Annotated in this window: 13 protein-coding genes; 12 read left to right on the forward strand and 1 reads right to left on the reverse strand. The window is 71.7% G+C overall.

All coding sequences use genetic code 11. The features are described 5' to 3' along the window. Nucleotides 1–258: 258 nt before the first annotated feature. The 5 genes from DI272_RS31030 to DI272_RS31050 all read left to right on the forward strand — a co-directional run bounded on the left by DI272_RS31030 (nucleotide 259) and on the right by DI272_RS31050 (nucleotide 6,371). Complete coding sequence (locus DI272_RS31030; protein ID WP_010039908.1) at nucleotides 259–780, forward strand: sigma-70 family RNA polymerase sigma factor; 522 nt, start codon at nucleotides 259–261, stop codon at nucleotides 778–780. Beyond that, entirely contained in the window at nucleotides 780–1,604 is an 825-nt protein-coding gene (locus DI272_RS31035; RefSeq protein ID WP_309221676.1) for a zf-HC2 domain-containing protein, read from the forward strand. The genes DI272_RS31030 and DI272_RS31035 overlap by 1 nt, the downstream gene beginning before the upstream one ends. 60 nt (nucleotides 1,605–1,664) lie before the next feature. Beyond that, nucleotides 1,665–4,046 carry a UvrD-helicase domain-containing protein gene (locus DI272_RS31040; protein ID WP_109498492.1) on the forward strand — a complete coding sequence of 794 codons (2,382 nt, stop codon included), beginning with the start codon at nucleotides 1,665–1,667 and terminating at the stop codon, nucleotides 4,044–4,046. Between the two features lie 342 nt (nucleotides 4,047–4,388). Next, nucleotides 4,389–5,804: an NAD-dependent malic enzyme gene (locus DI272_RS31045; RefSeq protein WP_109498493.1), complete on the forward strand. Its 1,416-nt coding sequence runs from the start codon at nucleotides 4,389–4,391 to the stop codon at nucleotides 5,802–5,804. 285 nt (nucleotides 5,805–6,089) lie between these two features. After that, nucleotides 6,090–6,371: an HU family DNA-binding protein gene (locus tag DI272_RS31050; RefSeq protein WP_007382399.1), complete on the forward strand. Its 282-nt coding sequence runs from the start codon at nucleotides 6,090–6,092 to the stop codon at nucleotides 6,369–6,371. A 164-nt stretch (nucleotides 6,372–6,535) separates the two neighbouring features. Here DI272_RS31050 and murA read toward each other — a convergent pair whose 3' ends face one another. Next, entirely contained in the window at nucleotides 6,536–7,882 is a 1,347-nt protein-coding gene (gene murA, locus DI272_RS31055) for a UDP-N-acetylglucosamine 1-carboxyvinyltransferase (protein ID WP_109498494.1), read from the reverse strand. 253 nt (nucleotides 7,883–8,135) lie between these two features. Between murA and DI272_RS31060 the strand changes: the two genes are divergently transcribed. The 7 genes from DI272_RS31060 (at nucleotide 8,136) to DI272_RS45650 (ending at nucleotide 16,466) form a co-directional block, all read left to right on the forward strand. Continuing rightward, a complete protein-coding gene (locus DI272_RS31060) occupies nucleotides 8,136–8,708 on the forward strand; it encodes a YqgE/AlgH family protein (protein WP_181387371.1) in 573 nt (190 codons plus the stop codon). Between the two features lie 29 nt (nucleotides 8,709–8,737). Continuing rightward, complete coding sequence (locus DI272_RS31065) at nucleotides 8,738–9,025, forward strand: DUF3039 domain-containing protein (RefSeq protein ID WP_079309856.1); 288 nt, start codon at nucleotides 8,738–8,740, stop codon at nucleotides 9,023–9,025. 273 nt (nucleotides 9,026–9,298) lie between these two features. Continuing rightward, the gene (locus DI272_RS31070; protein ID WP_181387372.1) at nucleotides 9,299–10,924 is read left to right on the forward strand and encodes a beta-N-acetylhexosaminidase; all 1,626 of its coding nucleotides are present in this window, start codon (nucleotides 9,299–9,301) and stop codon (nucleotides 10,922–10,924) included. A 235-nt stretch (nucleotides 10,925–11,159) separates the two neighbouring features. Beyond that, nucleotides 11,160–12,053, forward strand: a complete 894-nt coding sequence (locus DI272_RS31075; protein ID WP_109498497.1) for a xanthine dehydrogenase family protein subunit M — start codon at nucleotides 11,160–11,162, stop codon at nucleotides 12,051–12,053. After that, the gene (locus DI272_RS31080) at nucleotides 12,050–14,038 is read left to right on the forward strand and encodes a 2Fe-2S iron-sulfur cluster-binding protein (RefSeq protein ID WP_109498498.1); all 1,989 of its coding nucleotides are present in this window, start codon (nucleotides 12,050–12,052) and stop codon (nucleotides 14,036–14,038) included. Before DI272_RS31075 ends, DI272_RS31080 begins: the two co-directional genes overlap by 4 nt. Beyond that, nucleotides 14,035–16,347, forward strand: a complete 2,313-nt coding sequence (locus DI272_RS31085) for a xanthine dehydrogenase family protein molybdopterin-binding subunit (RefSeq protein ID WP_109498499.1) — start codon at nucleotides 14,035–14,037, stop codon at nucleotides 16,345–16,347. The genes DI272_RS31080 and DI272_RS31085 overlap by 4 nt, the downstream gene beginning before the upstream one ends. Beyond that, nucleotides 16,344–16,466 (forward strand): hypothetical protein, encoded by a 123-nt coding sequence (locus DI272_RS45650; protein WP_258314738.1) that lies wholly within the window; start codon nucleotides 16,344–16,346, stop codon nucleotides 16,464–16,466. The genes DI272_RS31085 and DI272_RS45650 overlap by 4 nt, the downstream gene beginning before the upstream one ends. Nucleotides 16,467–16,500 lie beyond the last annotated feature (34 nt).

Raw genomic sequence — 16,500 nt, forward strand, 5'->3', positions numbered from 1 at the left:
ACCTCAGGCCTGACGCGGGCAGCCGCGCCGATCTTGCCGGTGTGGCGGAAATGTAAAGATCGCACGGTGGGAATGTGTGCGCATGTCCCTCTCGTCACGTCACTCGGAAGAAAACTGTCACGTCACTTTGAACACCCAACCGCCCGCGTCCGTACCCGGTGTTGAGCGACCGGCTGGGGGAACCCCCGGACATCGGAGGTGGGCGTGCGCAAGGATTCCGTCGTGGCCAATGAACGTGGATCGAGGGCCCGACATCGCATGTCCCAGCCCTCGGAACCTGATGAGGAGCTCATGCGTGCTCTGTACAGAGAGCACGCGGGACCCCTGCTCGCCTATGTGCTGAGGCTGGTCGCCGGAGACCGGCAAAGAGCCGAGGACGTCGTGCAGGAGACGCTGATCCGTGCCTGGAAGAACGCCGGTCAGCTCAATCGAGCGACCGGATCTGTACGCCCCTGGCTGGTGACGGTCGCCCGGCGCATCGTCATCGACGGCCACCGAAGCCGGCAGGCCCGGCCGCAGGAGGTCGATCCGTCGCCGCTGGAGGTCATCCCCGCGGAGGACGAGATCGACAAGGCGCTGTGGTTGATGACGCTGTCGGACGCGCTCGACGACCTGACCCCCGCGCACCGGGAGGTGCTCGTCGAGACGTACTTCAAGGGGCGTACCGTCAATGAGGCGGCCGAGACGCTCGGAATACCCAGCGGCACCGTCCGCTCGCGGGTCTTTTATGCCCTGAGGTCGATGAAGCTGGCACTGGAGGAGCGGGGGGTGACGGCGTGATGAGTGTTTACGGGGGAAACCAGGGATTCGGCACAGGTGGTTCGGGTATGTCTGGGGCTATGCAGGGATCTCCGGTGCCGAGCGAGCACGAGACCGTCGGCGCCTACGCCCTCGGAATCCTCGACGACGCCGAGGCAACCGCTTTCGAGGTGCATCTCGCCGGGTGCGAGTGGTGCGCCCAGCAGCTCGACGAACTCGCCGGGATGGAACCGATGCTGGCCGCGCTCGCGGACCTGCCCGGGACCGGTACGCCCGCGATCGGTGAGTCGCTGTCCGCCAAGCCCAGCCCGCGGCTGGTGAACAAGCTGGTCGACGAGGTTGCCGAACGCCGCGCCCAGAAGCGCCGGCGCGGGTTCTACCTGGTCGCCGCCGCGGCCGCGCTGATCATCGGCGGCCCGCTGGTCGCCGTGGGCGCGACGGGCAACGACTCGGGTGGGAACGTTTCGGCACACACCACGAGCAGCCCCGCCAAGGAAGCCTTCGAGGTCATCAAGGACAAGGTCACCGCGACCGACCCCTCGACCGACGTCACCGCGACCGTCGCGGTGGAGAAGAAGGACTGGGGCACCCACGCGGTCCTCCAGCTGAAGAACGTGACGGGTCCCGAGAAGTGCTCCCTGATCGCCGTCGGCAAGAACGGCGAGCGCGAGACGGTCACCTCCTGGTCCGTCCCGAACTGGGGCTACGGCATCCCGAACGCCAAGACCGAAGAGGCCAAACAGCCCCTGTACGTCCATGGCGGCGCGGCCTTCGACCCCAACCAGATCGACCACTTCGAGGTCATGACCTTCGACGGCAAGAAGCTCGTAGAGGTCGACGCGTAGCTTCCACCAGCCCCCTTCACTTAGGGTTGACGGCTGCCCAGCACGTCAGAAGGGGGCCCGGTGGCCGCTCAGGCACAGCAGGAAACCGCGGTCGGCCCGGATCACGACTCCGTTCGTGACCGGGAGATCAGCGTCGAACAAGAACACCTCGACCGGGTCTACCGGCGCCTCGAGGAGAAGATCCACGAGGCCGAGTTCCTCATGAACGACGCCGCCAAACGGGGCCAGGTCGGCACCCCCGGCGCGCTCGCCGAGCGGGACGCCCAGGTCTTCCGGGCCGGCGTCCACCTCAACCGCCTCAACAACGAGTTCGAGGACTTCCTCTTCGGCCGGATCGACCTGCTCCTCGGCAGGGACGGCAAGAAGGGCCCCGACGGCGCCTACACCGCCGTGGAGCCCGCCGAAGGCGCCGTGCGCGAGGACAGCACCGCCGACATCGCCGAGACCCTGCACATCGGGCGGATCGGGGTCCTCGACTCCGAGTACGCCCCGCTCGTCATCGACTGGCGGGCCCCGGCGGCGGCTCCCTTCTACCGGTCCACCCCCGTCGACCCCGGCCGGGTGGTACGGCGCCGGGTCATCCGCTCCAAGGGCCGCCGCGTCCTCGGCGTCGAGGACGACCTGATGCGCCCCGAGCTGAAGGCCTTCCTCGACGGACACGAGCTGCCGGTCATCGGCGACGGCGCCCTGATGGCCGCCCTCGGCCAGGCCCGCAGCCACACCATGCGGGACATCGTCGCCTCCATCCAGGCCGAGCAGGACCTGGTCATCCGCGCCCCCGCCGCCTCCGTGACCTACGTCGAGGGCGGCCCGGGCACCGGGAAGACCGCCGTGGCGCTGCACCGCGCCGCCTACCTCCTCTACCAGGACCGGCGCCGCTACTCGGGCGGCATCCTGATCGTCTCGCCGACGCCCCTGCTGGTCGCCTACACCGAGGGCGTCCTGCCCTCCCTCGGCGAGGAGGGCCAGGTCGCCATCCGCGCCATCGGCTCCCTCGTCGACGGCGCCGAGGCCACGCTGTACGACAGCCCGTCCACCGCCCGCGCCAAGGGCTCGTACCGCATGCTCAAGGTCCTGCGGAAGGCGGCCCGCGGCGCCCTGGAGACCAGGCCCGCCGCCGCACAGCTCACCCTCGGCGAGGACGACGAGGCCACCGCCGCCCGCCCCGCCGGCACCCCCACCCGCCTGCGCGTCGTCGCCTTCGGCCGCCGACTGGAGCTGGAGTCCGCCGAGCTGGACCGCATCCGCCACAACGCCCTCGGCGGCACCGCGCCCGTGAACCTGCTGCGCCCGCGGGCCCGCAAGCTCCTCCTCGACGCCCTGTGGGCGCAGTCCGGCGCCGGTGCCCGGCACACCGACCCCGAGCTCGCCGCCGAGCTGCGCTCCTCCTTCGACGAGGACGTCAGCTCCGAGGACAGCTTCATCGACTTCCTGAACGCCTGGTGGCCCGAGCTCACCCCGAGGGACGTCCTGACGGCCATGGCCGACGAGCGCCGCCTCGGCCGCTGGGCCCGCCGCGTCCTCAACCCCGGTGAGATCCGCAGGGTCGCCCGCTCCCTGAAGCGGGACGGGTACTCCGTGCACGACATCGCCATGCTCGACGAGCTCCAGGCGATCCTCGGCACCCCGGCCCGCCCCAAGAAGAAGCGCGAGCTGGACCCCCTCGACCAGCTGACCGGCCTGGAGGAGCTGATGCCGGTCCGTGAGGAGTCGCAGCGCGAGCGCGCCGAGCGGCTCGCCCAGGAGCGCACCGAGTACGCCCACGTCATCGTCGACGAGGCCCAGGACCTCACGCCGATGCAGTGGCGCATGGTCGGCCGCCGCGGCCGGCACGCCACCTGGACGGTCGTCGGCGACCCGGCCCAGTCCTCCTGGTCCGACCCCGACGAGGCCGCCGAGGCCCGCGACGAGGCCCTCGGCACCCGCCCCCGCCGCCGCTTCGAGCTGACCGTGAACTACCGCAACCCGGCCGAGATCGCCGAGCTCGCCGCCAAGGTGCTGGCCCTCGCCATGCCCGGCTCCGAGTCCCCGCGCGCCGTACGCTCCACCGGGGTCGAGCCCCGTTTCGTGACCACGGACAACGGACACGGCACGGTCGCCCGGGACGCGCTCGCGGCCACCGTCCGCGCCGAGGCCGCCCGGCTGCTCGACCTCGTCGACGGCACCGTCGGCGTGGTGGTCGCCATGCAGCGCCGCGAGGAGGCCGCCCGCTGGCTCACCGGCCTCGGCGACCGGGTGGTGGCCCTCGGCAGCCTGGAGGCCAAGGGCCTGGAGTACGACGCCACGATCGTCGTCTCCCCGGCCGAGATCGCGGACGAGTCCCCGGCCGGCCTGCGGGTGCTGTACGTGGCCCTGACCCGGGCGACCCAGCAGCTGACGATCGTGTCGGGGGAGCGGGACCAGCCGGACGCCGACGGGGTACCCGATCTGCTGAGAGATTGAACTCCCGGGATGGGAATGGCCTTGCGGGATCCGTTTGTTAGCCTGGATGTGACACCGGCCCGATCCAAGCCCCCGGGCCCAACCTTCGTCCCTTAGAGGGACCACTTGCCGCGAGGCGAGCATGGCGGGTCGGTGTCACTGAGCATCACGGAGGCCCACGTCACTGACGTGGGCCTCTTTCGTTGATCGATCATTTCTCGTATGGTGGAAGTCGCTTTCCGAAAACGCGTCCACTCTGTGAACAAAAAGTCCGCAATCCGAGGCGGCTACCGCGTACTCAGGGGTAGGTGCGACGATCGGACGGCATACAGCGTCACACGGTGAAAGCAGAGGAAGTCGGCCATGGCAACGGCGCCCAGCGTCTCCTACTCGATGACGGTCCGGCTGGAGGTGCCCGCGAGCGGAACCGCGGTCTCCCAGCTCACCGGGGCCGTCGAGTCCCACGGAGGCTCGGTGACCGGCCTCGACGTGACCGCCTCCGGCCACGAGAAGCTCCGGATCGACGTCACCATCGCGGCCACCTCCACGGCGCACGCCGACGAGATCGTCGAGCAGCTGCGCGGCATCGAGGGCGTCACGCTCGGCAAGGTCTCCGACCGTACGTTCCTGATGCACCTCGGCGGCAAGATCGAGATGGCGTCCAAGCACCCCATCCGCAACCGTGACGACCTCTCGATGATCTACACCCCGGGTGTCGCCCGCGTCTGCATGGCGATCGCCGAGAACCCCGAGGACGCCCGCCGCCTCACCATCAAGCGCAACTCCGTTGCGGTCGTGACGGACGGCTCGGCCGTGCTGGGCCTGGGCAACATCGGCCCCAAGGCCGCGCTGCCGGTCATGGAGGGCAAGGCGGCCCTGTTCAAGCGGTTCGCCGGCATCGATGCCTGGCCGATCTGCCTGGACACCCAGGACACCGACGCGATCGTCGAGATCGTCAAGGCGATCGCCCCCGGGTTCGCGGGCATCAACCTGGAGGACATCTCCGCCCCCCGCTGCTTCGAGATCGAGGCGCGCCTGCGCGAGGCCCTCGACATCCCCGTCTTCCACGACGACCAGCACGGCACCGCGATCGTCGTCCTCGCCGCCCTGAAGAACGCACTTCGCGTCACCGGCAAGGCAATTGAGAACATCCGCGTCGTCATGTCCGGAGCCGGCGCGGCCGGTACGGCCATCCTCAAGCTGCTGCTCGCCGCGGGCGTGAAGAACGCCGTCGTCGCCGACATCCACGGCGTCGTGCACGCCGGCCGCGAGGACCTCGTCGACGCCGCCGCGGACTCGCCGCTGCGCTGGATCGCCGACAACACCAACCCCGAGGGCCTGACCGGCACGCTGAAGGAAGCGGTGCGCGGCGCCGACGTCTTCATCGGCGTCTCGGCGCCCAACGTGCTCGACGGCGACGACGTGGCCGCGATGGCCGAGGGAGCGATCGTGTTCGCGCTCGCGAACCCGGACCCCGAGGTCGACCCGGCAATCGCCCGGCAGACGGCGGCGGTTGTGGCCACCGGCCGCTCCGACTTCCCGAACCAGATCAACAACGTGCTGGTGTTCCCGGGCGTGTTCCGCGGTCTGCTGGACGCCCAGTCCCGCACGGTCAACACCGACATGATGCTGGCCGCCGCGACCGCCCTGGCGGACGTGGTGAGCGCCGACGAGCTGAACCCGAACTACATCATCCCGTCCGTCTTCAACGACAAGGTCGCGGGCGCGGTCGCCGGTGCGGTGCGCGAGGCGGCGAAGGCGGCGGGCGCGGCGTCCTAGGGCGATGTGCGCAGGCTGTGAGGATCACCACGGCAAGGCCTTGCACCGGCGCGTCGTGGAACCGGGCCGTCCTGGCTGACGTTTATCGTGTCGGCCAGGCTCGGGACCTCTCTTCGTGTGACACCCAAGGGTGTTCTCACGACTCCAGCGGGTGCCGGATTGGCTTTCCCGCAGCAGGTAGGGGCAGGATGCGTCCCTGGGCGCGAGCGCATCGGCTTCGCTGTGCCTCGTGCGGCTTGGCCGCTAGGCACACCCCAACGGCAAGAAGAACACGGGAGTAAGAACATGAACCGCAGTGAGCTGGTGGCCGCGCTGGCCGACCGTGCCGAGGTAACCCGCAAGGACGCCGACGCCGTGCTGGCCGCGTTCGCCGAGACCGTCGGCGAGATCGTCGCCAAGGGCGACGAGAAGGTCACCATCCCCGGCTTCCTGACCTTCGAGCGCACCCACCGTGCCGCTCGCACCGCGCGTAACCCGCAGACCGGCGACCCGATCCAGATCCCGGCCGGCTACAGCGTGAAGGTTTCGGCGGGCTCCAAGCTCAAGGAAGCCGCCAAGGGCAAGTAAGGGCGTCTGCTCGCAGTCATGGCGTGGCGCCGCGGGCGACTGCGGGTTCGCCGTGGCTGAGCGCGCAGTACCCCGCGCCCCTGAGGGGCGCGCTGCAGTTGACGCCGATGGGGCGGTCACCCGGACTCGGGTGACCGCCCCATCGGCGTTCGTACGACTGTTTGCTATCCGAGCGCCTTGCCCGGCAGCTCCACCTTCGCGCCCAGCTCGACGAGCTTCTCCATGAAGTTCTCGTAGCCGCGGTTGATGAGGTCGATGCCGTGCACCCGGGACGTGCCCTGGGCCGCGAGGGCCGCGATGAGGTACGAGAAGCCGCCGCGGAGGTCGGGGATGACCAGGTCGGCGCCCTGGAGCTTGGTGGGACCGGAGACGACGGCGCTGTGCAGGAAGTTGCGCTGGCCGAAGCGGCAGTCGGAGCCGCCCAGGCACTCGCGGTACAGCTGGATGTGCGCACCCATCTGGTTCAGCGCGGACGTGAAGCCGAGGCGGGACTCGTAGACCGTCTCGTGGATGATCGACAGGCCGGTCGCCTGTGTCAGGGCCACCACCAGCGGCTGCTGCCAGTCCGTCTGGAAGCCCGGGTGCACGTCCGTCTCCAGCGCGATGGACTTCAACTGGCCGCCGGGGTGCCAGAAACGGATGCCCTCGTCGTCGATCTCGAAGGCACCGCCCACCTTCCGGTAGGTGTTGAGGAACGTCATCATCGAGCGCTGCTGGGCGCCGCGGACGTAGATGTTGCCCTCGGTCGCCAGCGCGGCCGACGCCCAGGAGGCGGCTTCCAGACGGTCCGGCAGGGCCTTGTGGTTGTAGCCGCCGAGCGAGTCCACACCGGTGATGCGGATCGTGCGGTCGGTGTCCATCGCGATGATGGCGCCCATCTTCTGCAGGACGCAGATGAGGTCCTCGATCTCGGGCTCCACCGCGGCGTTGGAGAGCTCGGTGACACCCTCCGCCAGCACCGCCGTCAGCAGCACCTGCTCGGTCGCGCCGACCGACGGGTACGGCAGCCGGATCTTCGTACCGCGCAGCCGCCGCGGCGCCTCCAGGTACTGGCCGTCCGCGCGCTTCTCGATCTTCGCGCCGAACTGCCGCAGCACCTCGAAGTGGAAGTCGATCGGCCGGCCGCCGATGTCACAGCCGCCGAGGCCGGGGATGAACGCGTGCCCCAGGCGGTGCAGCAGGGGGCCGCAGAAGAGGATCGGGATACGGCTGGAACCCGCGTGGGCATCGATGTCAGCGACGTTGGCGCTCTCGACGTGGGTCGGGTCCATCACCAGTTCGCCCGGCTCCTCGCCCGGACGGACCGTCACACCGTGCAGTTGCAGCAGACCGCGTACGACACGCACGTCACGGATGTCCGGAACGTTGCGCAGTCGACTCGGCCCACTGCCCAGCAGGGCGGCGACCATGGCCTTCGGTACGAGGTTCTTCGCACCGCGGACACGGATCTCGCCCTCCAGCGGGGTTCCGCCGTGGACAAGCAGTACGTCGTCATTGCCGTTGACGGTCATGTATCTCGCGTTCCGATTGGTGGGGCAGGGGGCCAGAAGGGAAAGGGTAATCGCCGTCCACCCCCCTTCCGTAAGCCCAAGTACCGCCCAGCTACGTCATAGCTGTGTCACAACACCCACCGTTCGCTCACGGGTACATGGGGTCACGGGGGCGCATGTGCGCGGGGCGTGTGCCTTTCCGCTCTGAGCTGCATTCCCTCCCTTCCCCGCATTGCCGCCCCCTTTGACGGGAAGATGCGGGATCATGTCTGGCATGACCGAGGTGTCCTCGCTCACAGGGCGGTTGCTCGTGGCAACGCCCGCCCTGGCGGACCCGAACTTCGACCGTGCGGTGGTGCTCCTTCTCGACCACGACGAGGAGGGCTCCCTCGGCGTCGTCCTCAACCGCCCCACCCCCGTGGGCGTCGGCGACATCCTGGAGGGCTGGGGGGACCTCGCCGGCGAGCCCGGTGTCGTCTTCCAGGGCGGCCCCGTCTCCCTCGACTCCGCCCTCGGCGTCGCCGTCATCCCGGGCGGCGCGTCCGGTGAGGGAGCCCCGCTGGGCTGGCGCCGGGTGCACGGCGCGATCGGGCTGGTCGACCTGGAGGCCCCGCCGGAGCTGCTCGCCTCGGCCCTGGGCTCCCTGCGGATCTTCGCGGGGTACGCCGGCTGGGGACCCGGCCAGCTGGAGGACGAGCTGGTGGACGGCGCCTGGTACGTCGTCGAGTCCGAACCGGGCGATGTGTCCTCGCCGTCCCCGGAGAGACTCTGGCGCGAGGTCCTGCGCCGCCAGCGCAACGAACTGGCGATGGTGGCCACGTACCCGGACGACCCTTCGCTCAACTGAAGCGTGTGACCTTAAGTACCCTGGCTTTCATGAGCACTCTTGAGCCCGAGCGCGGGACTGGTACGGGGACCCTCGTAGAGCCGACGCCACAGGTGTCCCACGGCGACGGCGACCACGAGCGCTTCGCCCACTACGTCCAGAAGGACAAGATCATGGCGAGCGCCCTCGACGGGACCCCCGTCGTGGCGCTGTGCGGCAAGGTGTGGGTGCCGGGCCGCGACCCGAAGAAGTACCCCGTGTGCCCCATGTGCAAGGAGATCTACGAATCCATGGGCGCCGGCGGGGACGGCGACGGCAAGGGCGGCGGCGACAAGTAGGTCCGCCTGCCCCACCGAGTCCCGCAATGGCCCCCGGGCGCGCTTCGGCGTGCCTCGGGGCCTTTGTGCTGTCCGGTATTGCGCGGGTGCGCCGGCCGGGCCACTATGTGGTGTAGACCTCTTATGGTCATGTCCATGCAAGTGCCTGTCGGGTCCATGCAGTTCCGGTTTCCCGGAATTCGTTCCGGGGGCGTTCGGTCGACAGGATTGTGAGCGGTATTTCGTCGGCGACGCCTGGTCCGGAGCCGGGCGGAGCGGTTAAGGACTGACGTGGTGGATGTGATTCCCGAGCCCGCCTCGGTGCACCGGTACGGGACCGACTTCTGGGAACCGGGCCCGGATACCGGGCTGGCCGTGGGGGAGGGGGCGGAGCCGACGGCGCGCTGGCTGCGCTCCGTGCTGGGGGCCGCCACCGGTCTGCCGCTGGCTCCGGCGAGCCCGGACCGAGACGGCGTCATCCGCCTCTCCATCGACCCGGAGGCGACGAGGAGCCCCGCCGCCGAGAGCTACCGGCTCACCGTCACGCCCGGCGGCGCCCACGTGGTCGGCGGCGGTCCCGCGGGCCTCTTCTGGGGCGCCCAGACGCTGCGGCAACTGCTCGGCCCCGCCGCCTTCCGGCGCGCCCCGCTGCCCGGCGGACAGTGGCGGCTGCCCCTCATCGACATCCAGGACTCGCCCCGCTTCCGCTGGCGCGGCCTCATGCTCGACGTGGCACGGCATTTCATGCCCAAGGACGGAGTCCTCCGCTACCTCGACCTGATGGCCGCGCACAAACTCAACGTCTTTCACTTCCACTTGACGGACGACCAGGGCTGGCGCGTCGAGATCAAGCGGTACCCCCGGCTCACCGAGGTCGGATCATGGCGGGCGCGGACGAAATTCGGCCACCGGGCCTCGCCGCTGTGGGAGGAGAAACCGCACGGTGGGTACTACACCCAGGACGACATCCGCGAGATCGTCGCCTACGCCGCCGAGCGGCATATCACCGTCGTCCCCGAAATCGACGTACCGGGGCACTCGCAGGCCGCCATCGCCGCGTACCCGGAACTCGGCAACACCGATGTGATCGACACGACTTCCCTCTCCGTCTGGGACAACTGGGGGATCTCTCCGAACGTACTCGCCCCCACTGACAACACCCTGCGCTTCTACGAGGGGGTGTTGGAGGAAGTGCTGGACCTGTTCCCGGGTGAGTTCGTCCACCTCGGCGGTGACGAATGCCTCAAGGACCAGTGGCGGGACTCTCCCACCGCGCAGGCCCGTGTCAAGGAACTCGGCGTCGGTGACGAGGACGGACTTCAGGCCTGGTTCGTCCAGCACTTCGACAACTGGCTCTCCGCGCGCGGGCGCAGACTGATCGGCTGGGACGAGATCCTCGAGGGCGGCCTCGCGCAGGGCGCCGCGGTGTCCTCCTGGCGCGGGTACGAGGGCGGCGTGACGGCCGCGCGCGCGGGGCACGACATCGTCATGTGCCCCGAGCAGCACGTCTACTTGGACCACCGGCAGGCCGACGGCCCGGACGAGCCGGTGCCCATCGGCTGGGTCCGCACCCTGGAGGACGTGTACCGCTTCGAGCCCGTTCCCGCGGAACTGACCCCGGGCGAGGCGGCGCACGTGCTCGGCACGCAGGCCAACCTGTGGACCGAGGTGATGGAGGATCCCGCGCGCGTGGACTACCAGGCGTTCCCCCGGCTCTCGGCCTTCGCCGAGGTCGCCTGGAGCGCGCTGCCCGCCCCCGCCGAGCGTGACTTCGCCGACTTCGAGCGGCGGATGACCGCCCACTACCGGCGACTTGACGCACTCGGCGTCGGCTACCGGCCACCCACGGGTCCGCGGCCGTGGCAGCGGCGCCCCGGAGTCGCGGGTCGCCCGATCGAGGGGCAGCCGCCGAACAAGTAATGGAGAAACCCCGGCAGGATCACTGAAGAGAGGCAATTCGCTCACACCGGTGATGCCGTACGAAAACGGACCATCTCCCCGATGAGGTGGGCGAATGCCTCCTACCGGACCCCGTTCTTCGGGCCTCACGAAGATGTGCCAGAGTTGCCACGTCCGCCCTGTCAGCACGTACCGTACGGCAGCAACAGGCGGGACCAGCTGGGACCAGGTGGGGCAGCGGGAAGGGGCAGCCGGTTTGACCACGCACGCACCGCAGGCGGCGCAGGCCGTCACGCTGCCCACGACGCTCGACGAGGCCGTGGCGGCCCTGGCCGCCACGCCCGCCGCCGTGCCCGTCGCGGGCGGCACCGATCTCATGGCCGCGGTGAACTCCGGCCAGCTCAGGCCCGCCGCGCTGGTGGGCCTCGGTCGTATCAGCGAGATCCGCGGCTGGCAGTACCAGGACGGGCACGCCCTGCTCGGCGCCGGACTCACGCACGCGCGCATGGGCCGCCCCGACTTCGCCGCCCTCATCCCCGCGCTCGCCGCCTCCGCGCGCGCCGCGGGACCGCCGCAGATCCGCAACGCGGGCACCCTGGGCGGCAACATCGCCTCGGCGTCCCCGACCGGTGACGCGCTCCCGGTCCTGGCCGCTCTCGAAGCGACGCTGATCATCGCGGGCCCGGGCGGGGCCCGCCGGGAGATCCCGGTGTCGCATCTGCTGGCCGGGATGGACATGCTGCGCGGCGGCGAGCTCATCGGCTTCGTGCGCGTGCCGCTGCTGCACGCGCCGCAGGTCTTCCTCAAGGCCACCGGCCGCACCGGCCCCGGCCGGGCCATCGCCTCCGTCGCGCTCGTCCTCGACCCCGCCCGGCGCGGCGTCAGGTGCGCCGTCGGAGCCATAGCGCCGATGCCGCTGCGGCCCCTGGACGCCGAGCAGTGGGTCGGCCGGCTGATCGACTGGGACAACAACCGCGCGCTCGTCCCGGAGGCGCTGCACGCCTTCGGCGAGTACGTGGCCGCGGCCTGCATCCCCGACCCGGCCCCGGAGGCCGACGGCTCCGTGCAGCCGCTTCCGCCCGCAGTACTGCACCTGCGGCGCACCGTCGCCGCGCTGGCCCGACGAGCACTGGGGAGGGCGCTGTCGTGACCGACGACCAGCACGGAGAGGGCACCGCCCCCCACAGCGGCGGCCGCTGGGACCCACTGCCCCAGGGCGACTACGACGACGGCGCCACCGCCTTCGTGAAGCTCCCCGAAGGCGGCATCGACGCCCTGCTGGCCTCCGACAGCCCGCTCGCGGCGCCGGGGCACGGCTACGTGCCGCCGCAGATAACGGTGACGCCCGGCGGAGCGGCCGGTACGGACCCGGCGGCCACCGGCACCTGGGCGGCGGCCCCGGTCGGCGGCGCGCAGTGGCCCGACCCCAACGCCGTGCCGCAGGACGGGCATGCCGGGCAGGGCGGGCACGGCGCCGGGAACGACCAGTTCACGTACCACCCGGGAGCGACCGGGCAATGGACCTTCCAGGACGCCGCGGAGTCCGCTCCGGCGCCCGGCCACGACGTGACCGGCCAGTGGTCCATCCCGGTCGCCGGCGGTGATCTTCCGGACGAATCGGGCGAGTTCACGACCTCGTCCCTCGTCGAGCAGTGGGGCGGCACCCCGCCGGCCACGCTGCCCGGCGGCGCGCCCGCGCCCTGGGCGACGCAGGCGGGGCAGCCGTGGGACCCGCAGACGCCGGAGACCGGACCGGGGCACGCCGCGCCGGTCGGCGACGGGGACCGCGAAGCGGCCGGGGGCGGGCACGGGCACGTGGCTCCGGGCGGGGCCGTCGGCGACGAGGCCGCCGTGGACGCCCACGCGCAGGCGCCGATCGCCGCGCACCCCGGGACCCACGCGGTCGCCGACGCACCGGACCACCAGACGGCGGACCAGCACGCACCGGACGCGGACGTCCACGCGCGCGTGCAGGCGGACCCGGACGAGCCCGCACCGGGGCAGCCGTTCGACGCCGCCCCGGCCTCGCCGCAGGCCCCTGCCGCGCAGGCCCATGGCGGGGCACAGGTCCTCCCGGACGGGGCACCGGTCCCGGACGCGGCACCGGCCCCCGACGGGCCGCAGGTACACGCTTCCGAAGGCCCCCCTGCCGCAGCGGCCGACGTTTTTGACGCTTTTGAGGGCGCCCCTGCCGCAGCGGCCGACGCTTTTGAGGGCGCCCCTGCCGCAGCGGCCGACGCTTTCGAGGGCGCCCCTGGCGCAGTGACTCACGCTTCCGAAGGCGCCCCCGCCGCAGCCGCCTCACAGGCCGCTCCGCGTGACGGTGAGGACGCCGCCGCCCCCGAGACTCCCGAGGGCGCGCAAGGGGCCGCGGAAGGCGCTGAGGAGGCCTCCGAGGCGGGCGCGGAACACACCCCGGCCGACGGTGGCGACACCGAGCCCGACGCGGAGGGTGCGCCGGAGCACGCCGCCGACTCCGGGGCTCCGGCCGAGCAGTCCCCCGGGCTGCCCGGCGAGGAACACCCCCTCGCCGGCTACGTCCTGCGTGTCAACGGCGTCGACCGGCCCGTGACCGACGCCTGGATCGGCGAGTCACTGCTCTATGTGCTGCGCGAGCGCCTCGGTCTCGCCGGTGCCAAGGACGGCTGCTCGCAGGGCGAGTGCGGCGCCTGCAACGTGCAGGTGGACGGACGGCTCGTCGCCTCCTGCCTGGTCCCGGCCGTCACCGCCGCCGGCAGCGAGGTACGTACCGTCGAGGGCCTCGCCGAGGACGGCCGCCCCTCCGACGTGCAGCGGGCGCTGGCCCGGTGCGGCGCGGTGCAGTGCGGCTTCTGCGTGCCGGGCATGGCGATGACCGTGCACGACCTGCTGGAGGGCAACCCGGCGCCGACCGAGCTGGAGACCCGCCAGGCCCTGTGCGGCAACCTCTGCCGCTGCTCCGGCTACCGGGGCGTCGTCGACGCCGTCAAGGAGGTCGTCGCCGAGCGCGAGGCACACGCTGCGGGGGACTCCGAGTCGGACGGCGACGAGGCACGTATTCCCCACCAGGCGGGCCCGGGGGGCGGCGGTGTGAATCCGTCGGCCTTCGAGCCGCGGCATGACCAGGCGTACGGACCGGACGGAGGCCAGGCGTGACCAACGAAGCCGCCACCGCGACCACCCCCGCGGAGGCAGCGGCCCCCGCCCCCGAGCAGATCCCGCACGGCCTCGGCGCCTCCCTCCCGGCCGCCGACGCCCGCGCCAAGACCGAGGGCACGTTCCCGTACGCGGCCGACCTGTGGGCCGAGGGCCTGCTGTGGGCGGCCGTGCTGCGCTCCCCGCACGCGCACGCGCGCATCGTGTCCATCGACACGTCCCACGCGCGCGAGATGCCCGGCGTCCGCGCGGTCATCACGCACGAGGACGTCCCCGGCCACCCGCTGTACGGCCGCGGCAAGGCCGACCGCCCGGTCTTCGCCTCCGAGGTCGTCCGCCACCACGGCGAGCCCATCGCGGCCGTCGCCGCCGACCACCCCGACACCGCGCGGATGGCCGCCGCGGCCGTCATCGTCGAGTACGAGGTGCTCGACCCGGTCACCGACCCCGAGCAGGCCTTCGAGGCCGAGCCGCTGCACGCCGACGGCAACCTGATCCGGCACATCCCGCTGCACCACGGCGACCCGGCCGCCACCGGCGAGATCGTCGTCGAGGGCCAGTACCGCATCGGCCGCCAGGACCCAGCCCCCATCGGCGCCGAGGCCGGTCTCGCCGTGCCCCGCCCCGACGGCGGCGTGGAGCTCTACCTCGCCTCCACCGACCCGCACACCGACCGGGACACCCTCGCTGCCTGCTATGGCCTGGAACCCGAGCGCGTCAAGATCGTCGTCACCGGCGTGCCCGGCGCCACCGCAGACCGCGAGGACCAGGGCATCCAGCTCCCGCTGGGCCTGCTCGCCCTCAGGACCGGCTGCCCGGTGAAGCTCACGGCCACGCGCGAGGAGTCCTTCCTCGGCCACGCCCACCGCCACCCGACCCTGCTCCGCTACCGCCACCACGCGGACGCCGAGGGCAAGCTGGTGAAGGTCGAGGCGCAGATCCTGCTCGACGCGGGCGCCTACGCCGACACCTCGGCCGAGGCCCTGGCCGCCGCCGTCGGCTTCGCGTGCGGCCCGTACGTCGTCCCGAACGCCTTCATCGAGGGCTGGGCCGTGCGCACCAACAACCCGCCCTCCGGCCACGTCCGCGGCGAGGGCGCCATGCAGGTGTGCGCCGCCTACGAGGCCCAGATGGACAAGCTGGCGAAGAAGCTGGGCATCGACCCGGCCGAACTGCGCCTGCGCAACGCCATGGCCACCGGCGACGTCCTGCCGACCGGCCAGACGGTGACCTGCCCGGCGCCGGTCGCCGAACTCCTCCAGGCCGTACGGGACTTCCCGCTGCCCGCGCTGCCCAAGGACACCCCCGAGGACGAGTGGCTGCTGCCCGGCGGCCCCGAGGGCGCGGGTGAACCGGGCGCGATCCGCCGGGGCGTGGGCTACGGCCTGGGCATGGTGCACATGCTCGGCGCGGAGGGCGCCGACGAGGTCTCCACGGCCACCGTCAAGGTCCACGACGGCATCGCGACCGTGCTCTGCGCGGCCGTCGAGACCGGCCAGGGCTTCACCACGCTGGCCCGCCAGATCGTCCAGGAGACCCTCGGCATCGACGAGGTCCACGTGGCCCCCGTCGACACCGACCAGCCGCCCGCGGGCGCGGGGTGCAGAGGCCGTCACACCTGGGTCTCCGGCGGCGCGGTGGAGCGTGCCGCGAAGATGGTCCGCACCCAGCTCCTTCAGCCCCTGGCGCACAAGTTCGGGATGTCCACCGAGCTGCTCCAGATCACGGACGGCAAGATCACCTCGTACGACGGCGTCCTGTCGACCACCGTCACCGAGGCGATGGACGGCAAGGAGCTGTGGGCGACCGCCCAGTGCCGTCCGCACCCGACGGAACCCCTCGACGAGCAGGGCCAGGGCGACGCCTTCGTCGGCATGGCCTTCTGCGCGATCCGCGCGGTGGTGGACGTCGACATCGAGCTCGGCTCGGTCCGGGTCGTCGAACTCGCCGTCGCCCAGGACGTCGGGCGGGTGCTGAACCCGGCCCAGCTCGCCGCGCGCATCGAGGCGGGCGCCACCCAGGGCGTGGGCATCGCGCTGACGGAGAACCTGCGCACCGCGCGCGGCCTGATCCGCCACCCGGACCTCACCGGGTACGCGCTGCCGACCGCCCTGGACGCGCCGGACATCCGGATCGTGAAGCTGGTCGAGGAACGGGACGTGGTCGCCCCCTTCGGCGCGAAGGCGGTCAGCGCGGTGCCGGTGGTGACGTCACCGGCGGCCATCGCCTCCGCCGTCCGGGCCGCCACCGGCCGCCCGGTGAACCGGCTGCCGATCCGCCCGCAGGCCGCGGTGGTGACCGGCCAGTGAGCTCCGAGGACCCACAGCGCTACGAACCCCCGCCCAGCGTGGGGAAGTTGCTGATCTGGCTCCTGGTGTTCGCCCTCGCCGCGCTGGTGGTCGTGCTGGGCGGTGTCTACCTGACGTGACGGGCGGGGGCGGTCTCGTGATGCGTGGGTGCGT

Source organism: Streptomyces sp. Act143 (assembly GCF_003143935.1).
Lineage (GTDB): Bacteria > Actinomycetota > Actinomycetes > Streptomycetales > Streptomycetaceae > Streptomyces.

Bases quoted from the DNA above. Each gene is read 5' to 3' on its own strand.
- DI272_RS31030 (WP_010039908.1), top strand. From the start codon at position 259: ATGTCCCAGCCCTCGGAACCTGATGAGGAGCTCATGCGTGCTCTGTAC.
- DI272_RS31035 (WP_309221676.1), top strand. From the start codon at position 780: ATGAGTGTTTACGGGGGAAACCAGGGATTCGGCACAGGTGGTTCGGGT.
- DI272_RS31045 (WP_109498493.1), top strand. From the start codon at position 4,389: ATGGCAACGGCGCCCAGCGTCTCCTACTCGATGACGGTCCGGCTGGAG.
- DI272_RS31050 (WP_007382399.1), top strand. From the start codon at position 6,090: ATGAACCGCAGTGAGCTGGTGGCCGCGCTGGCCGACCGTGCCGAGGTA.
- murA (WP_109498494.1), bottom strand. From the start codon at position 7,882: ATGACCGTCAACGGCAATGACGACGTACTGCTTGTCCACGGCGGAACC.
- DI272_RS31060 (WP_181387371.1), top strand. From the start codon at position 8,136: ATGACCGAGGTGTCCTCGCTCACAGGGCGGTTGCTCGTGGCAACGCCC.
- DI272_RS31065 (WP_079309856.1), top strand. From the start codon at position 8,738: ATGAGCACTCTTGAGCCCGAGCGCGGGACTGGTACGGGGACCCTCGTA.